The following is a 14,773-nucleotide window of genomic DNA, read 5'->3' as shown; positions in this document are numbered from 1 at the left end:
ACAAAGGCCTTGATAGGGCGATGGTATGTCCCGGAGTTGATACTGCGCAACAGAATAATGCCCGTATTACAAATATGCGTATTGTAATGCTTCTCTCGTTATTGCGTTCATCCATTAAATGACATGTAAATGGGATGTAATTATGAAATTTGCATAAACGACATTTCGCCTGCCGGTTATCACGCCAAATGTATGTAATCGCGAAAGTTGCCGCTGACGGGGCGACAAGGGACGGGATGCGCGAAGGGACGCGGCCCTTTAGTGCGCCGCGTCCCAGCTGTCGGCGATGCCCGCTTCCACCAGCAGGGGCACGGACAGGGTGGCGGCGGCTTCCATGACGCGTTTGACCACCGCCACGGTGGCCTCGGCCTCCGCCTCGGGGGCTTCCAGCACCAGTTCGTCATGGACCTGGAGCAGCAATCGGGCTTTCAGCCCCTCCGCGCCTAAGGCGGCGGGCAGGCGGATCATGGCGCGCTTGATGATGTCGGCGGCGCCCCCCTGGATGGGGCCGTTGATGGCGGCGCGCTCGGCGAAGGCCCGCATGGCGCCGTTCTTGTCCTTGATGCCCGGCGTGAAGACCTTGCGCCCGAACAAGGTGGTGACGAAGCCGTTTTCCCGCGCCTCCTCCTTGGTCCGTTCCATATAGGCGCGGATCTCGGGATAGCGGGCGAAATAGGCCTCGATATAGGCCTTGGCCTCGCCCTGGGGGATGCCCAGCTGGGCGGCCAGGCCAAAGGCGCTGATGCCGTAGATGATGCCGAAATTGATGGCCTTGGCACGGCGGCGCAACGCCGGGTCCATGCCTTCTGTCGGCACGCCGAACACCTGAGAGGCGGTGATGGCGTGGATGTCCTCGCCCTTGGCGAAGGCGTCGCGCAGGCCCTCGATCTCCGCCACGTGGGCGACCAGGCGCAGCTCGATCTGGGAATAGTCGGCGCTGATCAGCTTCCGGCCCGGCTCGGCCACGAAAGCGTGGCGGATCTTGCGCCCTTCCTCGGTGCGGATGGGGATGTTCTGCAGGTTGGGGTCGGACGACGACAGCCGCCCGGTGGTGGTGGCGGCGAGTGCATAGGAGGTGTGGACGCGGCCCGTGGCCGGGTTGATCTGCGCCACCAGCGCGTCGGTATAGGTGCCCTTCAGCTTCGACAGCATCCGCCAGTCCAGCAGGCGGGCGGGCAGGGGGTGCAGGGGGGCCAGTTCCTCCAGCACGTCGGCGCCGGTGGCCCACTGGCCGGTCTTGGTCTTCTTGCCGCCGGGAAGGCCAAGGGTCTCGAACAGCACCTTGCCCAATTGCTGCGGCGAGCCCAGGTTGAAGGCCTCGCCGTTGTTCAGCGCCACCACCTCGGTCTCCAGCTCGCCCAGGCGGCGGCCGAAATCCTCGGACAATCCCATCAGCTGGGCGCGGTCCACCTTGATGCCGTCGCGCTCCATGGCGCTGATCACCGGCACCAGCGGACGCTCCAGCGTCTCGTAGACGGTGACCATGCGATCGGCCAAAAGGCGGGGTTTCAGCAGGCCGTGCAGGCGCAGCGTCATGTCCGCGTCCTCGGCGGCGTAGGCGCAGGCCTTGTCCAGGGGCACCCGGTCGAAGGTCACCTGGTTGCGTCCCGTGCCGCACACCGCGGAGAAGGGAATGTTGGTGTGGCCGAGATGCAGCAGGCATAGCTCGTCCAGACCATGGCCGTGGCTGGCCCCGTCCAGCACGTAGGACAGCAGCATGGTGTCGTCGAAGGCCTCGACCCCGAGGCCCAGACCGGCCATCACCTGCATGTCGTACTTGATGTTGTGCCCGACCTTCAGAACCGAAGGATCGGCCAGCAGCGGCGCCAGCCGCGCCAGGGTTTGTTCGGCGGGCAGGATCTTCGGGGCGTCGGCGGACGGCCCGCCCAGCAGGTCGCCCTGGGCCTGGGCCGGGGAATGCATCACCGGGATGTAGCAGGCCCGGCCCGGCGCCACGGCCAGGGACACGCCCACCAGCTTGGCGCGCAAGGGGTCGAGGCCGGTGGTCTCGGTGTCGAAGCCCACCAATCCGGTCTCGGTGGCCTTGGCGATCCAGCGATCCAGGGTGGCCAGATCGGTGACCAGCTCGTAGGCGGTCTCGATCCTGGGCGGCAGGGACGGAGCCTCGGCCGGAGCGGCGGCCGCAACCGCCCGCGTGGCGGTGGGCGCGGTGGGAGCCTTGGCGCCCAGGCGGCCCATCAGGGACTTAAAGCCCTGGGCGGCGCAAAAGGCGGCCAGCTTGTCCGGCGCCGGCGGCTTGACGTCCAACTCGGCCAGCGGTACCGGCACCGGGGCGTCGGCGCGCAGGCGCACCAGTTCGCGCGAGATGCGGGCCAGTTCGGCATTGGCGATCAGGGTCTCGCGGCGCTTGGGCTGCTTGATCTCGCCGGCGCGGGCCAGCAGGGTGTCGAGATCGCCGTATTCTTCGATCAACTGCGCGGCGGTCTTGACCCCGATGCCCGGCACGCCGGGCACGTTGTCGGACGAATCGCCGCACAGCGCCTGGACGTCCACCACCTTATCCGGCGGCACCCCGAACTTTTCCCGCACTTCGGCCTCGCCGATGGCGCGATTCTTCATGGGGTCGTACATCTCGACGCCGGGCCCCACCAGCTGCATCAAATCCTTGTCGGACGAGACGATGGTGACCCTGGCTCCGGCCTCCAGGCCAAGGCGGGCATAGGTGGCGATCAGGTCGTCGGCCTCGAAGCCTTCCAGCTCGATGGCCGGCAGGTCGAAGGCCCGCGTCGCTTCGCGCACCAGGGGGAACTGGGGCACCAGTTCCTCGGGCGCCGGCGGGCGGTGGGCCTTGTATTCGGGGTAGATGTCGCTGCGGAAGGTCTTGCGCGACGAATCAAAGATCACCGCCACGTGGTCGGCGTCGGTGTCCGACAGCAGCTTCATCAGCATGGTGGTGAAGCCGTAGACGGCATTGACCGGCGTGCCGTCGGCCCGCGTCATGGGCGGCAGGCCGTGGAAGGCCCGGAAGATGAAGCCCGAGCCGTCGATCAGGTAGACGTGGCGGGGAGCGGTCAATGGTGACCGATCTTGGCGCCCTCGGCCAGCACGTAGGTGCGCGAGCAATAGGGGCACACGATCCGGCCCTCGGCGGTGAGGTCGAGGAAGACGCGGGGATGGCCGAGACCCTTGGCCACGTCGCCGTCGCAGGCGACCTTGGCGGTGGACACGGTGACGGTTTCGAAGGCGGCGGCGGGCTGGGTGGAAGCGGACGACATGGGTGCTCCGTTGACCGGGGTGTTGGCCGGATGATACCCATTGGCGGCCATGGTTCAATCACTCTCTCACGCCACCCTGCCCGAATCGGCGGTCGAAGCCCACTCCCTGGTCAAGGTCTATCGCGGCCGGGGGGGCGAAAAGCGCGCCCTCGACGGCGTCGGCCTGTCGGTTCCCCGCGGCTCGTTCTTCGGCCTCTTGGGCCCCAACGGGGCGGGCAAGAGCACCTTCATCAACATCCTGGCCGGTCTGGTGCTGAAGACCGAGGGCCGCGTCACCATCTGGGACCGCGACATCGACACCGACGCGCGCGGGGCCAAGGCCGCCATCGGCGTGGTACCGCAGGAGTTGAACCTGGACCCCTTCTTCACGCCCCGGGAACTGCTGGACGTGCAGGCCGGCATGTACGGCGTGCCGAAGTCCGAGCGCCGCACCATGGAGATCCTGGAGGCGGTGGGATTGGCCGACAAGGCCGGGGCCTATGCCCGGACGCTGTCGGGCGGCATGCGCCGCCGCCTGCTGGTGGCCAAGGCCATGGTCCACACGCCGCCGGTCCTCATCCTCGACGAGCCCACCGCCGGCGTCGATATCGAGCTGCGCCAGCAATTGTGGGCCTATGTGCGCCAGCTGAACGCGCACGGCACCACCGTCATCCTCACCACCCATTACCTGGAGGAGGCGGAGGAGCTGTGCGACCGCATCGCCATCATCAACCATGGCAAGCTGGTGGCCTGCGATTCCACCCCCAACCTCTTGAAGCGCATCGACGGCAAGGCGCTGACCATCACGCTGGAGGCCGATCTGGCCGAGATTCCGGCGGCGCTGGTCCCGTTCGGGCCGGAACGGCTGGATGGGCGGCGTCTGCTGCTGCGCTACCGCCCCTCGGCCACCCCCATGAGCCGCATTCTCGGCGCCTTCGCCGCCGCCGGTCTCGCCATCGCCGACCTGTCCACCGAGGAAACCGACCTCGAGGACATCTTCCTGCAACTGACCGCGTCGAAATGATGCGGTCGCTGGGGGCGCTGCTGATGGGTCTGCTGCTTTCCGCCTGCGCCGCCGCCACCCATCCCGCCGGTCCCGATGTCCAGGCCCCCGTGCTGGAAGCCGACGCCATGGTCGCCGCCGACGGGGCACGGCTGCCACTACGCTCGTGGTTGCCGGCGGCCGGGCCCCGGGCGGTGGTGGTCGCCGTCCACGGCATGAACGACTATTCCAACGCCTTCCATGGGCCGGGCAAGGCGCTGGCGGCCAAGGGCGTCGCCGTCTACGCCTATGATCAGCGGGGCTTCGGCGCCGGGCCCCATCCCGGCTGGTGGTCGTCGACCGCGGCCATGGTCGCCGATCTGCGCGCCGCCGCCCGCCTGCTGGCCGCCCGCCATCCGGGGGTGCCGCTCTATCTGCTGGGCGAGAGCATGGGCGGCGCGGTGACCATCGAAGCCGCCACCCATGCCCCCATGCCCGAGGTCAGCGGGGTGATCCTGTCGGCCCCGGCGGTGTGGGGGCGGACCAGCATGCCCTGGTACCAGCGGGCCGCGCTGTGGCTGGCCTATCATGTGGCGCCGGGCTGGACCCTGACCGGGCGGGGCCTCAAGATCCAGCCCTCGGACAACATCGAGATGCTGCGCGCCTTGTCCCGGGACCCCCTGGTCATCAAGGAGACGCGGGTGGATGCCATCTACGGAATGGTGGACCTGATGGATGCGGCGCAGATGGACGCGCCCCGCCTGGACCTGCCCACCTTGCTGCTCTACGGGGCGCGCGACGAGATCATTCCGCCCGAACCCACCTGGGGGGCGGTGGCGGCCTTGCCCCGGCTGGGCGCCGGCCAGCGGGCCGCCCTATACGGCAACGGCTGGCACATGCTGCTGCGCGATCTGCAGGCCCAGGTGGTGATCGACGACATCGCCGCCTGGATCGCCGACCCGTCCGCGCCGCTGCCGTCGGGCGCTGACAGGGCAGCGTCAGAAAAGCTTGCGACCCTTGCGTCGGAGACCCGGTGACGGGGCGCCGTCCCCCATGCCATACTTCGCAGTCGCGAAACCATCGGGTGAGCGTGCATGACGGTTCGATCTCGATTCTGGATGCTGGCGGCGGCGGCCATTGCCGCTTCCGGGCCCGCTCTCGCCGACCAGAAGGTGGTCCGCGCCCTGGGCGACGACCTGCCCCAGCCCGGCGCGGTGTTCGAGGACGTGCGCGCCATGAAGCTGGCGCCCGGCCGGCGCATCGTCTGCGAATCCGACACCGACAAGCCCCGGCTGGCCAATCCCGGCCTGATGAAGGCCCAGCGTTCGCGCGGGGCTGATCATGTGCGGCGTTGCGCGGTGTTCGCCGATGACGGAACCGGCACCTGGTCCATCGCCGGCGTTCCCACCGCGCTGGGCGAGGCGCGGCTGTGGCTGATCTTCGTCGAGCAGGGCGCCCAGGGGCGCTATCGCCTGGCCCAGTTCAGCCTGTGGGGCCGCAATGCCGAATGGGACAAGGCGGCCGGGCTGCTGGGCGCCATGCTGGGCGAACCCTCGGCCCGCGGCCACCAGCTTCTCGGCTGGCGGGACGAACAGCACGAGACCCTGATGTTCGTCGATGAGAAATACCCCGACGAATTCGCCGTCGCGGTGGGTGACCTCCGCCTGCGCAAGTTGATGAGATCCCCCGGAACCGCCATCCGCGAGTAGTCGCCATGCGTCTTGCCGTTTTTGTTTGCCTGCTGTTGCTGTCCGTCCTGCCCGCGACCGCCGCCGACACCACCCGGCCCCTGGAACTGGGGCCGGCGCAATTGGGTATGCGCGCCAACCAGCTGCGCTTTTCCGCCCTGCCCGCCAACACCAAGATGGTGTGCGGCTGGGACGCCGAGAAGCCGCCGGGTGTGGAAAAGACGCCGCTGATGATGGTGGGCGCCATGGTCACCGCCAAGGTGGACCGCTGCGCCCTGTTCCAGGACGACGGCAAGAACAACTGGACCCCGCGCCCCACCCAGGTGGGCGGCGTGCCCACCGAATTGTGGTTCCTGACCATCGAGGACGAGGCGGGCACCCAGCGCATCTTCCAGATCGTCGGGCGCCAGGACCCGGACAAGTTTCCGGGCACCTACGCCTTCCTGGCCGACCGTTGGGGGCCGCCGGTGCAGAAGGTGCCCTATTTCGTCCGCTGGCTGAACGGCACCAACGAAGGCCAGATGAAGGAAAGCGAGGACGGCGTCATGATCTGGCTGTTCGACACCAAGCTGCACGCCCTGATGGAATCGCGCATGCCCCGGGGCAAGACCAAGAAGTAGGCGTCCTCGGTCAATCGGTAATTGCGCGGACGGCATGGTCGCGCCTTGAACCCGCCATATTCGCCCCCCATCATCGGGACCATGTCCAAGGAAGCCGCTCTTTTCGCCCTGACCCGTTTCGGCATGGGCGCCGCCCCCGGCGAGGTCGCCGCCATTGCCGCCGATCCGCGCGGCTGGGTGCTGGGGCAGCTCGACCGCCCGATGGCGCCGCCGGAACTGGCCGGTCTGCCCGACCACGCCTCGACGCTTCGCCGCATGGCGGAGATCCGGAAGGAGCGCAAGCGCGACCCCGATCTGGGCAAGGACGAGATGCGCCGCCTGGCCATGGCCGAGGCCGCCGCCCGCACCCGCGCCGCCATCGCCTCGCCCAGCCCGGTGGTGGAGCGTCTGGTGCGGTTCTGGAGCAACCATTTCACCGTCTCGACCCAGCGGCAGCAGGTGGCGCCTATCACCGGCGCCTTCGAGCGCGAAGCCATCCGCCCCCATGTGCTGGGCCGCTTCCACGACATGCTGCGCGCCGTGACCCGCCATCCCGCCATGCTGGCCTATCTGGACAACGCCCAGTCCATCGGTCCCAATTCCCCCGCCGGCCAGAAGCGGGGCAAGGGGCTGAACGAAAATCTGGCCCGCGAGATTCTCGAGCTCCATACGCTGGGTGTGGATGGCGGCTATGGCCAGGGGGACGTGGAGGCCTTTGCCGGCATTCTCACCGGCTGGACCATCGATCCCGAGGGCGGCTTCTTCCGCTATGTCCCCAACCGCCACGAGCCGGGGGCCAAGATGCTGCTGGGCCAGCGCTTCGAGGGCGGCGAGGTCGAGACCGAGCGCGCCCTGCTGATGCTGTCGCGCCACCCCTCCACCGCCCGCTTCGTCGCGGCCAAGCTGGCCCGCCACTTCGCCGCCGACGATCCGCCGCCGGCCCTGGTGGAGGTGCTGGCCCGCACCTTCCTCGACACCGACGGCGACCTGCTGGCCATGACCCGCCTGCTGGTCACCCGCGCCGAGACCTGGAGCCAGCCTCTGGCCAAGATGCGCAGCCCCGATGATCTGGTCATCGCCACCGCACGGCTGATCGGGTTGGAGGCGGGCGACGATGCCGACCGGCGTCTGGTGCAGTCCATGGCCGTGCTGGGCCAGCCGGTGTGGTCGGCCCCGTCCCCGGCCGGCTGGCCCGACCGGGCCGAGACCTGGATGGCCCCCGAATCCCTGATGCGCCGCCTGGAATGGGCCAGGGCCCTGGCCGATCGCCGGGGGCGGAGCTTCGCCGCCCAGGAGGCCCAGCAGGTGATCGCCGCCGGTCCCGCCACCCGTCAGGCCCTGGAGGGCGCCCGGGGGACGGACGCGCTGTTCCTGCTGCTGGCCAGCCGCGAATTCCAGAGGAGATGAGCATGCATCTCTCCCGCCGCGCCTTTCTCGGGGCATCCGCCGCCTTCGGCTTCATTCCCGGCGCCCTGGCCGCCCAGTCCGGCGACCGCCGTCTGGTGGTGGTTGTGCTGCGCGGCGGCATGGACGGGCTGCACGCGGTGCCGCCCCTGGGCGATCCCGCCTATGCCTCGGCCCGCGGCGGGCTGGCCCTGGATTCCGGCAGCGGGGCGGTGCGGCTGGATTCCACCTTCGCCCTGCATCCCGCCCTGGCTCCGTTGCAGCCCCTGTGGCAGGCCCGGGAACTGGCGGTGGTGCATGCGGTGGCCTCGCCCTATCGCGAACGCTCCCATTTCGACGGGCAGGATGTGCTGGAAAGCGGCGCCATCCGGCCCCATGCCCTCAATGACGGCTGGCTGAACCGCGCCGTGGCGGCAAGGGGCAATCCGCCCGCCCTGGCGGTGGGCCAGACGGTGCCGCTGTTGCTGCGCGGTGCGGCCAAGGTGTCGTCCTGGGCTCCCTCGCCGCTGCCCGGCCTGCCGCAATCGCGCATCGCGGCGCTGCGTGCGCTCTATGACGGCGATCCCCTGCTCGCCACAGCCTTCGAGGAAGGGGTGCAGATGGAGGCCTTCGCCGATTCGGCCCTGGCCATGGAACCGGAGATGGCGGGAGGAAAGCGCAAGGGCGCGTCGGCCTTTCCCGCCCTGGCCGCCGCCGCCGGCAGCCTGATGGCCGCCGCCGACGGTCCGCGCCTGATGGTGATGGACTTGGGCGGCTGGGATACCCACAGCGGCCAGCTGGGCCGCATGAACCAGCCCCTGGGGCAGCTGGCCGAGGGCATCAACGCCCTGGCCCGCGCCTTAGGCCCCGCCTGGAAGACCACCGTGGTGGTGGCGGCTTCCGAATTCGGCCGCACCGTGGCCGAGAACGGCACCGGCGGCAGCGACCACGGCACCGGCGGCGCCATGATCCTGGCGGGCGGCGCGGTGGCGGGCGGCAAGGTCTTCACCGACTGGCCGGGGCTGGCCAAGGCGCAGCTGCACCAGGGCCGCGACCTGCGCCCCACCCTGGATGCCCGCGCCGTGTTCAAGGCCATCCTGCGCGACCATCTGGGCGTTGCGGCCAGGGCGCTGGACGGCACGATCTTTCCCGACAGCGCCGGGGTGCGGCCGGTGGAGGGCTTGGTCCGAACCTAAGGTCTAAACGTTCGACAGCCCGCCCGAATGCTGGTTGTGGATCAGCGCCATGAATTCGCGCCGGGTCGCCGGGTCGTCGCGGAAGGCGCCCAGCATGCGGCTGGTGACCATGGTGACGCCGGGCTTGTGGATGCCGCGCGTGGTCATGCACTGGTGCGCCGCCTCGATGACCACCGCCACCCCCTTGGGCTGCAGCACGTCGTTGATGGTGTTGGCGATCTGGGCGGTGAGCTTTTCCTGAATCTGCAAACGCCGCGAATAGATCTCCACCACGCGGGCCAGCTTGGAGATGCCCACCACCCGGCGGTTGGGCAGATAGGCCACGTGCGCCTTGCCGATGATGGGCACCACGTGGTGCTCGCAATGGGATTCCAGGCGGATGTCGCGCAGCAGCACCATCTCGTCGTAGCCGTCGGTTTCCTCGAAGGTGCGGTGCAGGATCTCGGTGGGGTCCTGGTCGTAGCCGGAGAAGAACTCCTCGTAGGCGCGGACCACCCGGTCGGGGGTGCCGGCCAGACCTTCGCGGTCGGGATCATCGCCGGCCCAGCGCAGCAGGGTGCGGACCGCCTCTTCGGCCTCTTCCCGCGTCGGCCGGTTCAGGCCGGAACCGGTGGCGGGAAGCAGTTCCTTGGGCAGGGAGAGGGTGGTGGCGTCGTTGCTCACGGCGGCATTCCTTTCGCGTTGGTCACGATCCGGCATGTGGCGGCGCCCCCTTCCAATTACAAGCCCGACTAATTCAGTCTGGGTTTCTCGTGCGGGCTGTCCAGCGAGAAGGCGGGGATGGCGATGTCGAAGGCCGAGCCGTCCTCGTCCTCCATCTCGTAGGTGCCGACCATGATGCCCGACGGGGTGGGCAGGGGGGTGCCCGAGGTGTACTCGTAGGCGTCGCCGGGACGCAGCACCGGCTGCTCGCCCACCACGCCCGGCCCCTTGACCTCCTGCACCCGGCCGATGGCGTCGGTGATCACCCAGTGGCGGCGCATGAGCTGGACGGTGCGCGAGCCCTTGTTGACGATGCGCACGCGATAGGCCCAGACGAAATGGTTGTCGCCGGGCGAGGACTGGTCGTCCAGATAGAAGGGCTTGACGGTCACCTCGATGTCCCGGGTGGTCTGGCTGTACATGGGGCTCCCCGTCCGGAAAAGTACCGACACCCATCATATCAGGTGGGTATCGGTCTTTGTCCACCGATCAGAATCGAGGGGTTTTAGGATTCCAGCGCCCGGCCCAGATCCTCGACCAGATCGTCGGCGTCCTCCAGGCCCACCGACAGGCGCACCAGGCCTTCGGAAATGCCCATGGCCAGCTTGTCTTCCGGCGCCAGGCGCTGGTGGGTGGTGGTCCAGGGGTGGGTCATCAGGCTCTTGGCATCGCCCAGGTTGTTGGAGATGTCGATCAGCTCCACCCCGTTCAGCAGCTTGTAGGCCGAGGATTTTCCGCCCGTGAGTTCGATGGCGACGATGGAGCCCCAGCCCTTCATCTGGCGCCTGGCCAGCTGGTGCTGGGGGTGGCTTTCCAGGCCGGGATAGATCACCCGGGCCACCTCGGGGCGGGTTTCCAGGAAGCGGGCGACCTGGAGCGCGTTGGCGCAATGGCGCTCCATGCGCAGGTCCAGGGTTTCCAGGCCCTTCAGCAGCACCCAGGCGTTGAACGGCGACAGGGCCGGGCCGGTGTTGCGCAGGAAGGGCCCCAGCACGTCGTTGCAGAACTCGGGCGAGCCCAGCACCGCGCCGCCGAGACAGCGGCCCTGGCCGTCCATGTGCTTGGTGGCGGAGTAGGCGACGATGTCGGCGCCCAGCTCGAACGGGCTTTGCAGGATGGGAGTGGCGAAGACGTTGTCCACCACCACCTTGGCCCCGGCCTTGTGGGCCAGCTCGCACACGGCGGCGAGGTCGATGATCTCCAGCGTCGGGTTGGAGGGCGTCTCGAGGAAGACACAGGTGGTGGGCTTGGCCAGCGCCGTTTCCCAGGCCGCAAGATCGGTGCCGTCCACGAACACCCGCTCGACACCGTAGCGCGGCAGCAATTCGTTGATGATCCAGTGGCACGAGCCGAACAGCGCCTTGGACGCCACCACCCGGTCGCCGGCCCGAAGCTGGCAGAGCAGGGCGGCATGCACGGCGGCCATGCCCGAGGCGGTGGCGCGGCAGGCGATATTCATGCCCTCGGGCACGCCCTCCATCTCGGCCAGGCGGGTCTCGAAGGTGGCGACGGTGGGGTTCTTGAAGCGGGAATAGACCATGCGGTCCAGCGTGCCGTCGAAGCTGGCCTCGGCCTCCTCGGCGCTGCCGTAGACATAGCCCGAGGTCATGAACATGGCTTCGGCCGTCTCGCTGAAATTGGTGCGGGACAATCCGCCGCGCACCGCCTTGGTGCGGGGGCGCCAGGAATGGGCCGGCTTGGACACGTTGCTGTTCATGGTACCTCCGAAGACAAAAGCCCCGACCATGGAGCGGGCCGGGGCTCGACATTCGGAGCACTCGGACCTCTTTAGCGGAATGTTTTACGTGGCCGCAATCCGGTCGGACAAATCACCACGTCAAAGACATAGCCCCCGCCGCCGCCGAGCGTCAAGTCCGTTGGCGGGGCGGCGAACATTCAATGTTTTCCGAATATTACCGTTGTGCGAAATGCAGGGCCGGCGTGGTCATACCGCTTGAGGCCGGAACGGGGGAGGTCTATGCTGCACCGCAGCAAGACACTTTGGAGATGGGCCTGACATGAATGGAACCGCCAATGGCGCCCCGGCGCCGCTGCAGCTTCTCGATCTTCGCGGCAAGAAGGGACTGGTGATCGGCATCGCCAACGACCAGTCCATCGCCTATGGCTGCGCCCGCCACTGCCACGCCTATGGCGCCGAGCTGGCCATCACCTACCTGAACGAGAAGAGCGACAAGTACGTCCGTCCCCTGGCCGAGCAGATGTTCGCTCCCATCTACATGCCCTGCGACGTGCGCGAAGACGGGCAGTTGGAAGCGGTGTTCAAGGCCATCGAGGAAAAGTGGGGCCGCCTGGATTTCGTCATCCACTCCATCGCCTACGCCAACCGCGACGACCTGCACGGCCGGGTCACCGATTGCTCGCGCGAGGGTTTCGCCCTGGCCATGGACGTGTCGTGCTTCTCGTTCGTGCGCTGCGCCAAGCTGGCCGAGCCCTTGATGAAGAACGGCGGCTCGCTGATCACCGTGTCGTTCTACGGCGGCCGCAAGGTGGTCGAGCATTACAACGTCATGGGTCCGGTCAAGGCGGCGCTGGAAAGCACCACCAAGTACCTGGCGCATGAACTGGGCCCCAAGGGCATCCGCGTCCTGGCCCTGTCGCCCGGCCCGCTGAAGACCCGTGCCGCCTCGGGCATCGACCGCTTCGACGAGCTGATGGACGCCGCCGCCCAGAAGGCGCCGACCCATCAGCTGGCCGACATCAACGATTGCGGCTCGTTCGCCGCCTATCTGGTCAGCGATCTGGCCAAGTCGGTGACCGGCACCACCTTGTACATCGACGGCGGCGCCCACATCGTCGGGTAAGGAATTCTATCGGGCCGGGAGTGCCGCCCAGGCGGCGCCCTGGTCACGGTAGAACCGCAGACGCTCCTGGCCGCGATCAAGCCGGGCATCGCACGCCAGGACGGCCGCCTTCAGGTTCCGCCGCCGGCGCGAGAGATCGTCCCGCTGTTCGGCGGCCAGACGCTGGAACAGGCGCGCCCGTGCCGGCCCGCAAGGCAGGGCGGCGGGGTCGGCGGGCGGGATGGGGCCGTCATGGCGTCGTTCCGCCGCGTCCATCCGCCGGAAGGCAAAGGCGATGGGCACCGCGGACTCCTCGGGCGAGGCCGCCATCAAACCACAATAGGAAAATAATCGCAAGAGCTATTGGCTCGACCACAGGATGCGGGCGATCCAGGCCACCTCCTCGGTGGCCAGCGAGCGTCCGGGATGGTCCGGATTGAGCGAGGCCAGCTCGATGCGCTTGGCGGTCTGGCGGACCAGCTGCTTGACCATCACCTCGCCCTCGGTGGTGCGCACCACCACGCGGTCGCCGCGCCGCACCCCGGCGGCGGGCGAGACGATCACCACGTCGCCGTCGCGGTAGAGCGGTTCCATGGAATCGCCGCTGACCTCCAGCGCGTAGGCGTGGGGATCGCCGATCTCGGGGAACGGGATCTCGTCCCAGCCGCCCCCCACCGGATAGCCGGCATCGTCGAAAAATCCCCGGTCCCCCGCCTGGGCGAAGCCGACCAGGGGAATGGTGGCGGCCTGGGGCTGCGACTGGACGGCGTTTTCGATATAGGCGACGAAGGCGGTCATGCTGGCGTTGGTGGCTTCCAGCACCTTGGCGACACTCTCCGTCGAGGGCCAGCGGGGCTTGCCTTCGCGGGTGATGCGCTTGCTCTTGTTGAAGGTGGTGGGGTCCAGCCCGGCTTTGCGGGCAAGCGCCGACGCTGTGAGCCCGTGGTCACGGGCTAACGCGTCGATGGCGGCCCAGATGTCAGCGTGCTTCAGCATGGGAAGATGGTCCCGCAAATCGCCGTCGGGTGCCACAGGAACATAAACCTTTTTCTTGACTCTATTCTGGTCGTTAGGCATCCGTTGACGGTGGAAAGTCCTACGAACAGGGAATGAAAATGGCTCTAAAACGGAACATAAGGTCAACATTTGACGATCGCGGCGAGGAGCCTTTCACCACCCCCGAGGATGCCTGGATCTGGTATTCCCAGTGCCAGCGGGCCCGCGACGAGGGGGCGCGGTTCCGCGAGGGAATCGGCGCCGTGGCCCGGCCCTGCGCCCCCGACGACATCGCCCGCGAGGTGCGCAGGCTGGTGCAGCGGCGCATTCTGGGGCGCGCCCATCTGCGGGCGCTGGCGTTGTTCGGCGGCGAAGGCGGAGTGGCGGTGGGCGATGGCGCCGTGACCGGCCGGCTGTGGCGCGAAGCCTTGGACCGGCTGGAGACGCCGCTGCGCGCCAAGGGGATCGTCGCATGAGCGCCGAGCCCGCCCCCACCCGTGCCCTGGTGGTGTTCTCGGGCAAGGCGGATCTGGGCTGGCTGCGGCTGTTGCGGCCCGGCTTCCGTCACTGCTTCGTCCTGCTGGAGCTGGGCGGCGTCTGGGTTTGCGTCAATCCCCTGGCTCATCGCACCTCGGTGGAGCTGTGGTCCCTGGATCCCGCCACCGACCTGGCGGCCTGGCTCTGCGCCCAGGAGGGGTTGAGCGTGGTGGAGACCGTGGTGCGCCATCCGCCGCGCCGGGCCAGCCCGATCGGCATCTTTTCCTGTGTGGAAGCGGTGAAGCGGGTGCTGGGCCTGCAGGACCGTTGGGTGCTGACCCCGGGACAGCTTTACGACCACCTCACGAGAAACGGAAAAAAATCCTTGACTGCCCCGATCTGCGGGAATATGGTCCAGAAATCAACGCCCGAACCATGCCCGAACCACCCGCCTGCATCGCAGCCCGGGCCGGTGCGGCCATGACCGGGAACAAAACATGATCAAGCTGAAGGAGATTTGCCATGGGTGGTTTCTTTGCTCCCGATCCGCCGGCCCCGCCCGCTCCGGTGGTGTTGCCGCCGGCCCCCGATCCGGAGGCGGCGGCGGCGGAAGAGCGGGTCAACGCCATCAACCGCAACCGGCGCGGCCTGCTGGGCACCATCGCCACCTCGGAAACCGGGCTGTTGCAGCCCGGGGGTAATCGGGCGGGCAAAAGCCTGCTGGGAGAGTGACC

The 14,773-nt window shown here is 68.3% G+C and carries 17 protein-coding genes and 1 riboswitch; of the genes, 10 read left to right on the top strand and 7 right to left on the bottom strand.

Going from position 1 to position 14,773, the window contains the following annotated elements:
• Positions 1 to 258: 258 nt before the first annotated feature.
• Positions 259 to 3,036, bottom strand: a complete 2,778-nt coding sequence (gene polA / locus WV31_RS04575) for a DNA polymerase I (protein ID WP_085372468.1) — start codon at positions 3,034 to 3,036, stop codon at positions 259 to 261.
• Complete coding sequence (locus WV31_RS04570; protein ID WP_335645117.1) at positions 3,033 to 3,287, bottom strand: zinc-finger domain-containing protein; 255 nt, start codon at positions 3,285 to 3,287, stop codon at positions 3,033 to 3,035. Before WV31_RS04570 ends, polA begins: the two co-directional genes overlap by 4 nt.
• On the opposite strand from WV31_RS04570, the gene WV31_RS04565 reads away from it, so the two are divergent.
• The 6 genes from WV31_RS04565 to WV31_RS04540 all read left to right on the top strand — a co-directional run bounded on the left by WV31_RS04565 (position 3,286) and on the right by WV31_RS04540 (position 9,063).
• A complete protein-coding gene (locus WV31_RS04565) occupies positions 3,286 to 4,239 on the top strand; it encodes an ABC transporter ATP-binding protein (RefSeq protein WP_085375463.1) in 954 nt (317 codons plus the stop codon). The genes WV31_RS04570 and WV31_RS04565 overlap by 2 nt on opposite strands.
• A complete protein-coding gene (locus WV31_RS04560) occupies positions 4,236 to 5,234 on the top strand; it encodes an alpha/beta hydrolase (protein ID WP_085372467.1) in 999 nt (332 codons plus the stop codon). Before WV31_RS04565 ends, WV31_RS04560 begins: the two co-directional genes overlap by 4 nt.
• A 57-nt stretch (positions 5,235 to 5,291) precedes the next feature.
• Positions 5,292 to 5,906, top strand: a complete 615-nt coding sequence (locus tag WV31_RS04555; protein ID WP_237051487.1) for a hypothetical protein — start codon at positions 5,292 to 5,294, stop codon at positions 5,904 to 5,906.
• 5 nt (positions 5,907 to 5,911) lie between these two features.
• Positions 5,912 to 6,505 (top strand): hypothetical protein, encoded by a 594-nt coding sequence (locus WV31_RS04550; protein WP_085372465.1) that lies wholly within the window; start codon positions 5,912 to 5,914, stop codon positions 6,503 to 6,505.
• A gap of 81 nt (positions 6,506 to 6,586) precedes the next feature.
• Positions 6,587 to 7,891, top strand: a complete 1,305-nt coding sequence (locus tag WV31_RS04545; RefSeq protein ID WP_145980735.1) for a DUF1800 domain-containing protein — start codon at positions 6,587 to 6,589, stop codon at positions 7,889 to 7,891.
• Between the two features lie 2 nt (positions 7,892 to 7,893).
• Positions 7,894 to 9,063, top strand: coding sequence for a DUF1501 domain-containing protein (locus WV31_RS04540; RefSeq protein WP_206072584.1), 1,170 nt, complete (start codon positions 7,894 to 7,896; stop codon positions 9,061 to 9,063).
• Between the two features lie 3 nt (positions 9,064 to 9,066).
• Here the strand turns inward: WV31_RS04540 and folE are convergent, their stop codons facing one another.
• The 3 genes from folE to metZ form a co-directional block, all read right to left on the bottom strand.
• Positions 9,067 to 9,726: a GTP cyclohydrolase I FolE gene (gene folE, locus WV31_RS04535; protein WP_085375462.1), complete on the bottom strand. Its 660-nt coding sequence runs from the start codon at positions 9,724 to 9,726 to the stop codon at positions 9,067 to 9,069.
• A gap of 68 nt (positions 9,727 to 9,794) precedes the next feature.
• On the bottom strand, positions 9,795 to 10,187 hold the full coding sequence (gene apaG, locus WV31_RS04530) for a Co2+/Mg2+ efflux protein ApaG (RefSeq protein ID WP_068428864.1): 393 nt from the start codon (positions 10,185 to 10,187) through the stop codon (positions 9,795 to 9,797).
• An 83-nt stretch (positions 10,188 to 10,270) separates the two neighbouring features.
• Positions 10,271 to 11,482, bottom strand: coding sequence for an O-succinylhomoserine sulfhydrylase (metZ, locus tag WV31_RS04525; RefSeq protein ID WP_085372462.1), 1,212 nt, complete (start codon positions 11,480 to 11,482; stop codon positions 10,271 to 10,273).
• A gap of 50 nt (positions 11,483 to 11,532) precedes the next feature.
• A riboswitch (SAM riboswitch) is annotated at positions 11,533 to 11,611 on the bottom strand.
• 172 nt (positions 11,612 to 11,783) lie between these two features.
• On the opposite strand from metZ, the gene fabI reads away from it, so the two are divergent.
• Positions 11,784 to 12,587 (top strand): enoyl-ACP reductase FabI, encoded by an 804-nt coding sequence (gene fabI / locus WV31_RS04520; RefSeq protein ID WP_085372461.1) that lies wholly within the window; start codon positions 11,784 to 11,786, stop codon positions 12,585 to 12,587.
• Between the two features lie 6 nt (positions 12,588 to 12,593).
• Here fabI and WV31_RS04515 read toward each other — a convergent pair whose 3' ends face one another.
• Together WV31_RS04515 and WV31_RS04510 are read right to left on the bottom strand one after the other, a co-directional pair.
• Positions 12,594 to 12,869: a hypothetical protein gene (locus WV31_RS04515; RefSeq protein WP_085375461.1), complete on the bottom strand. Its 276-nt coding sequence runs from the start codon at positions 12,867 to 12,869 to the stop codon at positions 12,594 to 12,596.
• A gap of 57 nt (positions 12,870 to 12,926) precedes the next feature.
• The gene (locus WV31_RS04510; RefSeq protein ID WP_085375460.1) at positions 12,927 to 13,562 is read right to left on the bottom strand and encodes a S24 family peptidase; all 636 of its coding nucleotides are present in this window, start codon (positions 13,560 to 13,562) and stop codon (positions 12,927 to 12,929) included.
• 119 nt (positions 13,563 to 13,681) lie between these two features.
• Between WV31_RS04510 and WV31_RS04505 the strand changes: the two genes are divergently transcribed.
• Genes WV31_RS04505 through WV31_RS04495 form a run of 3 tightly spaced genes read left to right on the top strand, consistent with a single transcriptional unit; the run spans position 13,682 to position 14,771 of the window.
• The gene (locus WV31_RS04505) at positions 13,682 to 14,038 is read left to right on the top strand and encodes a hypothetical protein (protein ID WP_085375459.1); all 357 of its coding nucleotides are present in this window, start codon (positions 13,682 to 13,684) and stop codon (positions 14,036 to 14,038) included.
• The gene (locus tag WV31_RS04500; protein ID WP_085372460.1) at positions 14,035 to 14,523 is read left to right on the top strand and encodes a hypothetical protein; all 489 of its coding nucleotides are present in this window, start codon (positions 14,035 to 14,037) and stop codon (positions 14,521 to 14,523) included. The genes WV31_RS04505 and WV31_RS04500 overlap by 4 nt, the downstream gene beginning before the upstream one ends.
• A gap of 38 nt (positions 14,524 to 14,561) precedes the next feature.
• On the top strand, positions 14,562 to 14,771 hold the full coding sequence (locus WV31_RS04495; protein WP_085372459.1) for a hypothetical protein: 210 nt from the start codon (positions 14,562 to 14,564) through the stop codon (positions 14,769 to 14,771).
• The last annotated feature ends 2 nt before the right edge of the window (positions 14,772 to 14,773 follow it).

It is taken from the genome of Magnetospirillum sp. ME-1, assembly GCF_002105535.1.
GTDB lineage: Bacteria > Pseudomonadota > Alphaproteobacteria > Rhodospirillales > Magnetospirillaceae > Phaeospirillum.
The sequence above is the reverse complement of the archived record's forward strand: the minus strand, read 5'-3'. Positions and strand labels throughout refer to the sequence as shown.

Coding starts and splice junctions, on each gene's coding strand:
- WV31_RS04565 (WP_085375463.1), top strand. CDS start 3,286: ATGGTTCAATCACTCTCTCACGCCACCCTGCCCGAATCGGCGGTCGAA.
- WV31_RS04570 (WP_335645117.1), bottom strand. CDS start 3,287: ATGGCCGCCAATGGGTATCATCCGGCCAACACCCCGGTCAACGGAGCA.
- WV31_RS04560 (WP_085372467.1), top strand. CDS start 4,236: ATGATGCGGTCGCTGGGGGCGCTGCTGATGGGTCTGCTGCTTTCCGCC.
- WV31_RS04555 (WP_237051487.1), top strand. CDS start 5,292: ATGACGGTTCGATCTCGATTCTGGATGCTGGCGGCGGCGGCCATTGCC.
- WV31_RS04550 (WP_085372465.1), top strand. CDS start 5,912: ATGCGTCTTGCCGTTTTTGTTTGCCTGCTGTTGCTGTCCGTCCTGCCC.
- WV31_RS04545 (WP_145980735.1), top strand. CDS start 6,587: ATGTCCAAGGAAGCCGCTCTTTTCGCCCTGACCCGTTTCGGCATGGGC.
- WV31_RS04540 (WP_206072584.1), top strand. CDS start 7,894: ATGCATCTCTCCCGCCGCGCCTTTCTCGGGGCATCCGCCGCCTTCGGC.
- apaG (WP_068428864.1), bottom strand. CDS start 10,187: ATGTACAGCCAGACCACCCGGGACATCGAGGTGACCGTCAAGCCCTTC.
- metZ (WP_085372462.1), bottom strand. CDS start 11,482: ATGAACAGCAACGTGTCCAAGCCGGCCCATTCCTGGCGCCCCCGCACC.
- fabI (WP_085372461.1), top strand. CDS start 11,784: ATGAATGGAACCGCCAATGGCGCCCCGGCGCCGCTGCAGCTTCTCGAT.
- WV31_RS04510 (WP_085375460.1), bottom strand. CDS start 13,562: ATGCTGAAGCACGCTGACATCTGGGCCGCCATCGACGCGTTAGCCCGT.
- WV31_RS04505 (WP_085375459.1), top strand. CDS start 13,682: ATGGCTCTAAAACGGAACATAAGGTCAACATTTGACGATCGCGGCGAG.
- WV31_RS04500 (WP_085372460.1), top strand. CDS start 14,035: ATGAGCGCCGAGCCCGCCCCCACCCGTGCCCTGGTGGTGTTCTCGGGC.
- WV31_RS04495 (WP_085372459.1), top strand. CDS start 14,562: ATGGGTGGTTTCTTTGCTCCCGATCCGCCGGCCCCGCCCGCTCCGGTG.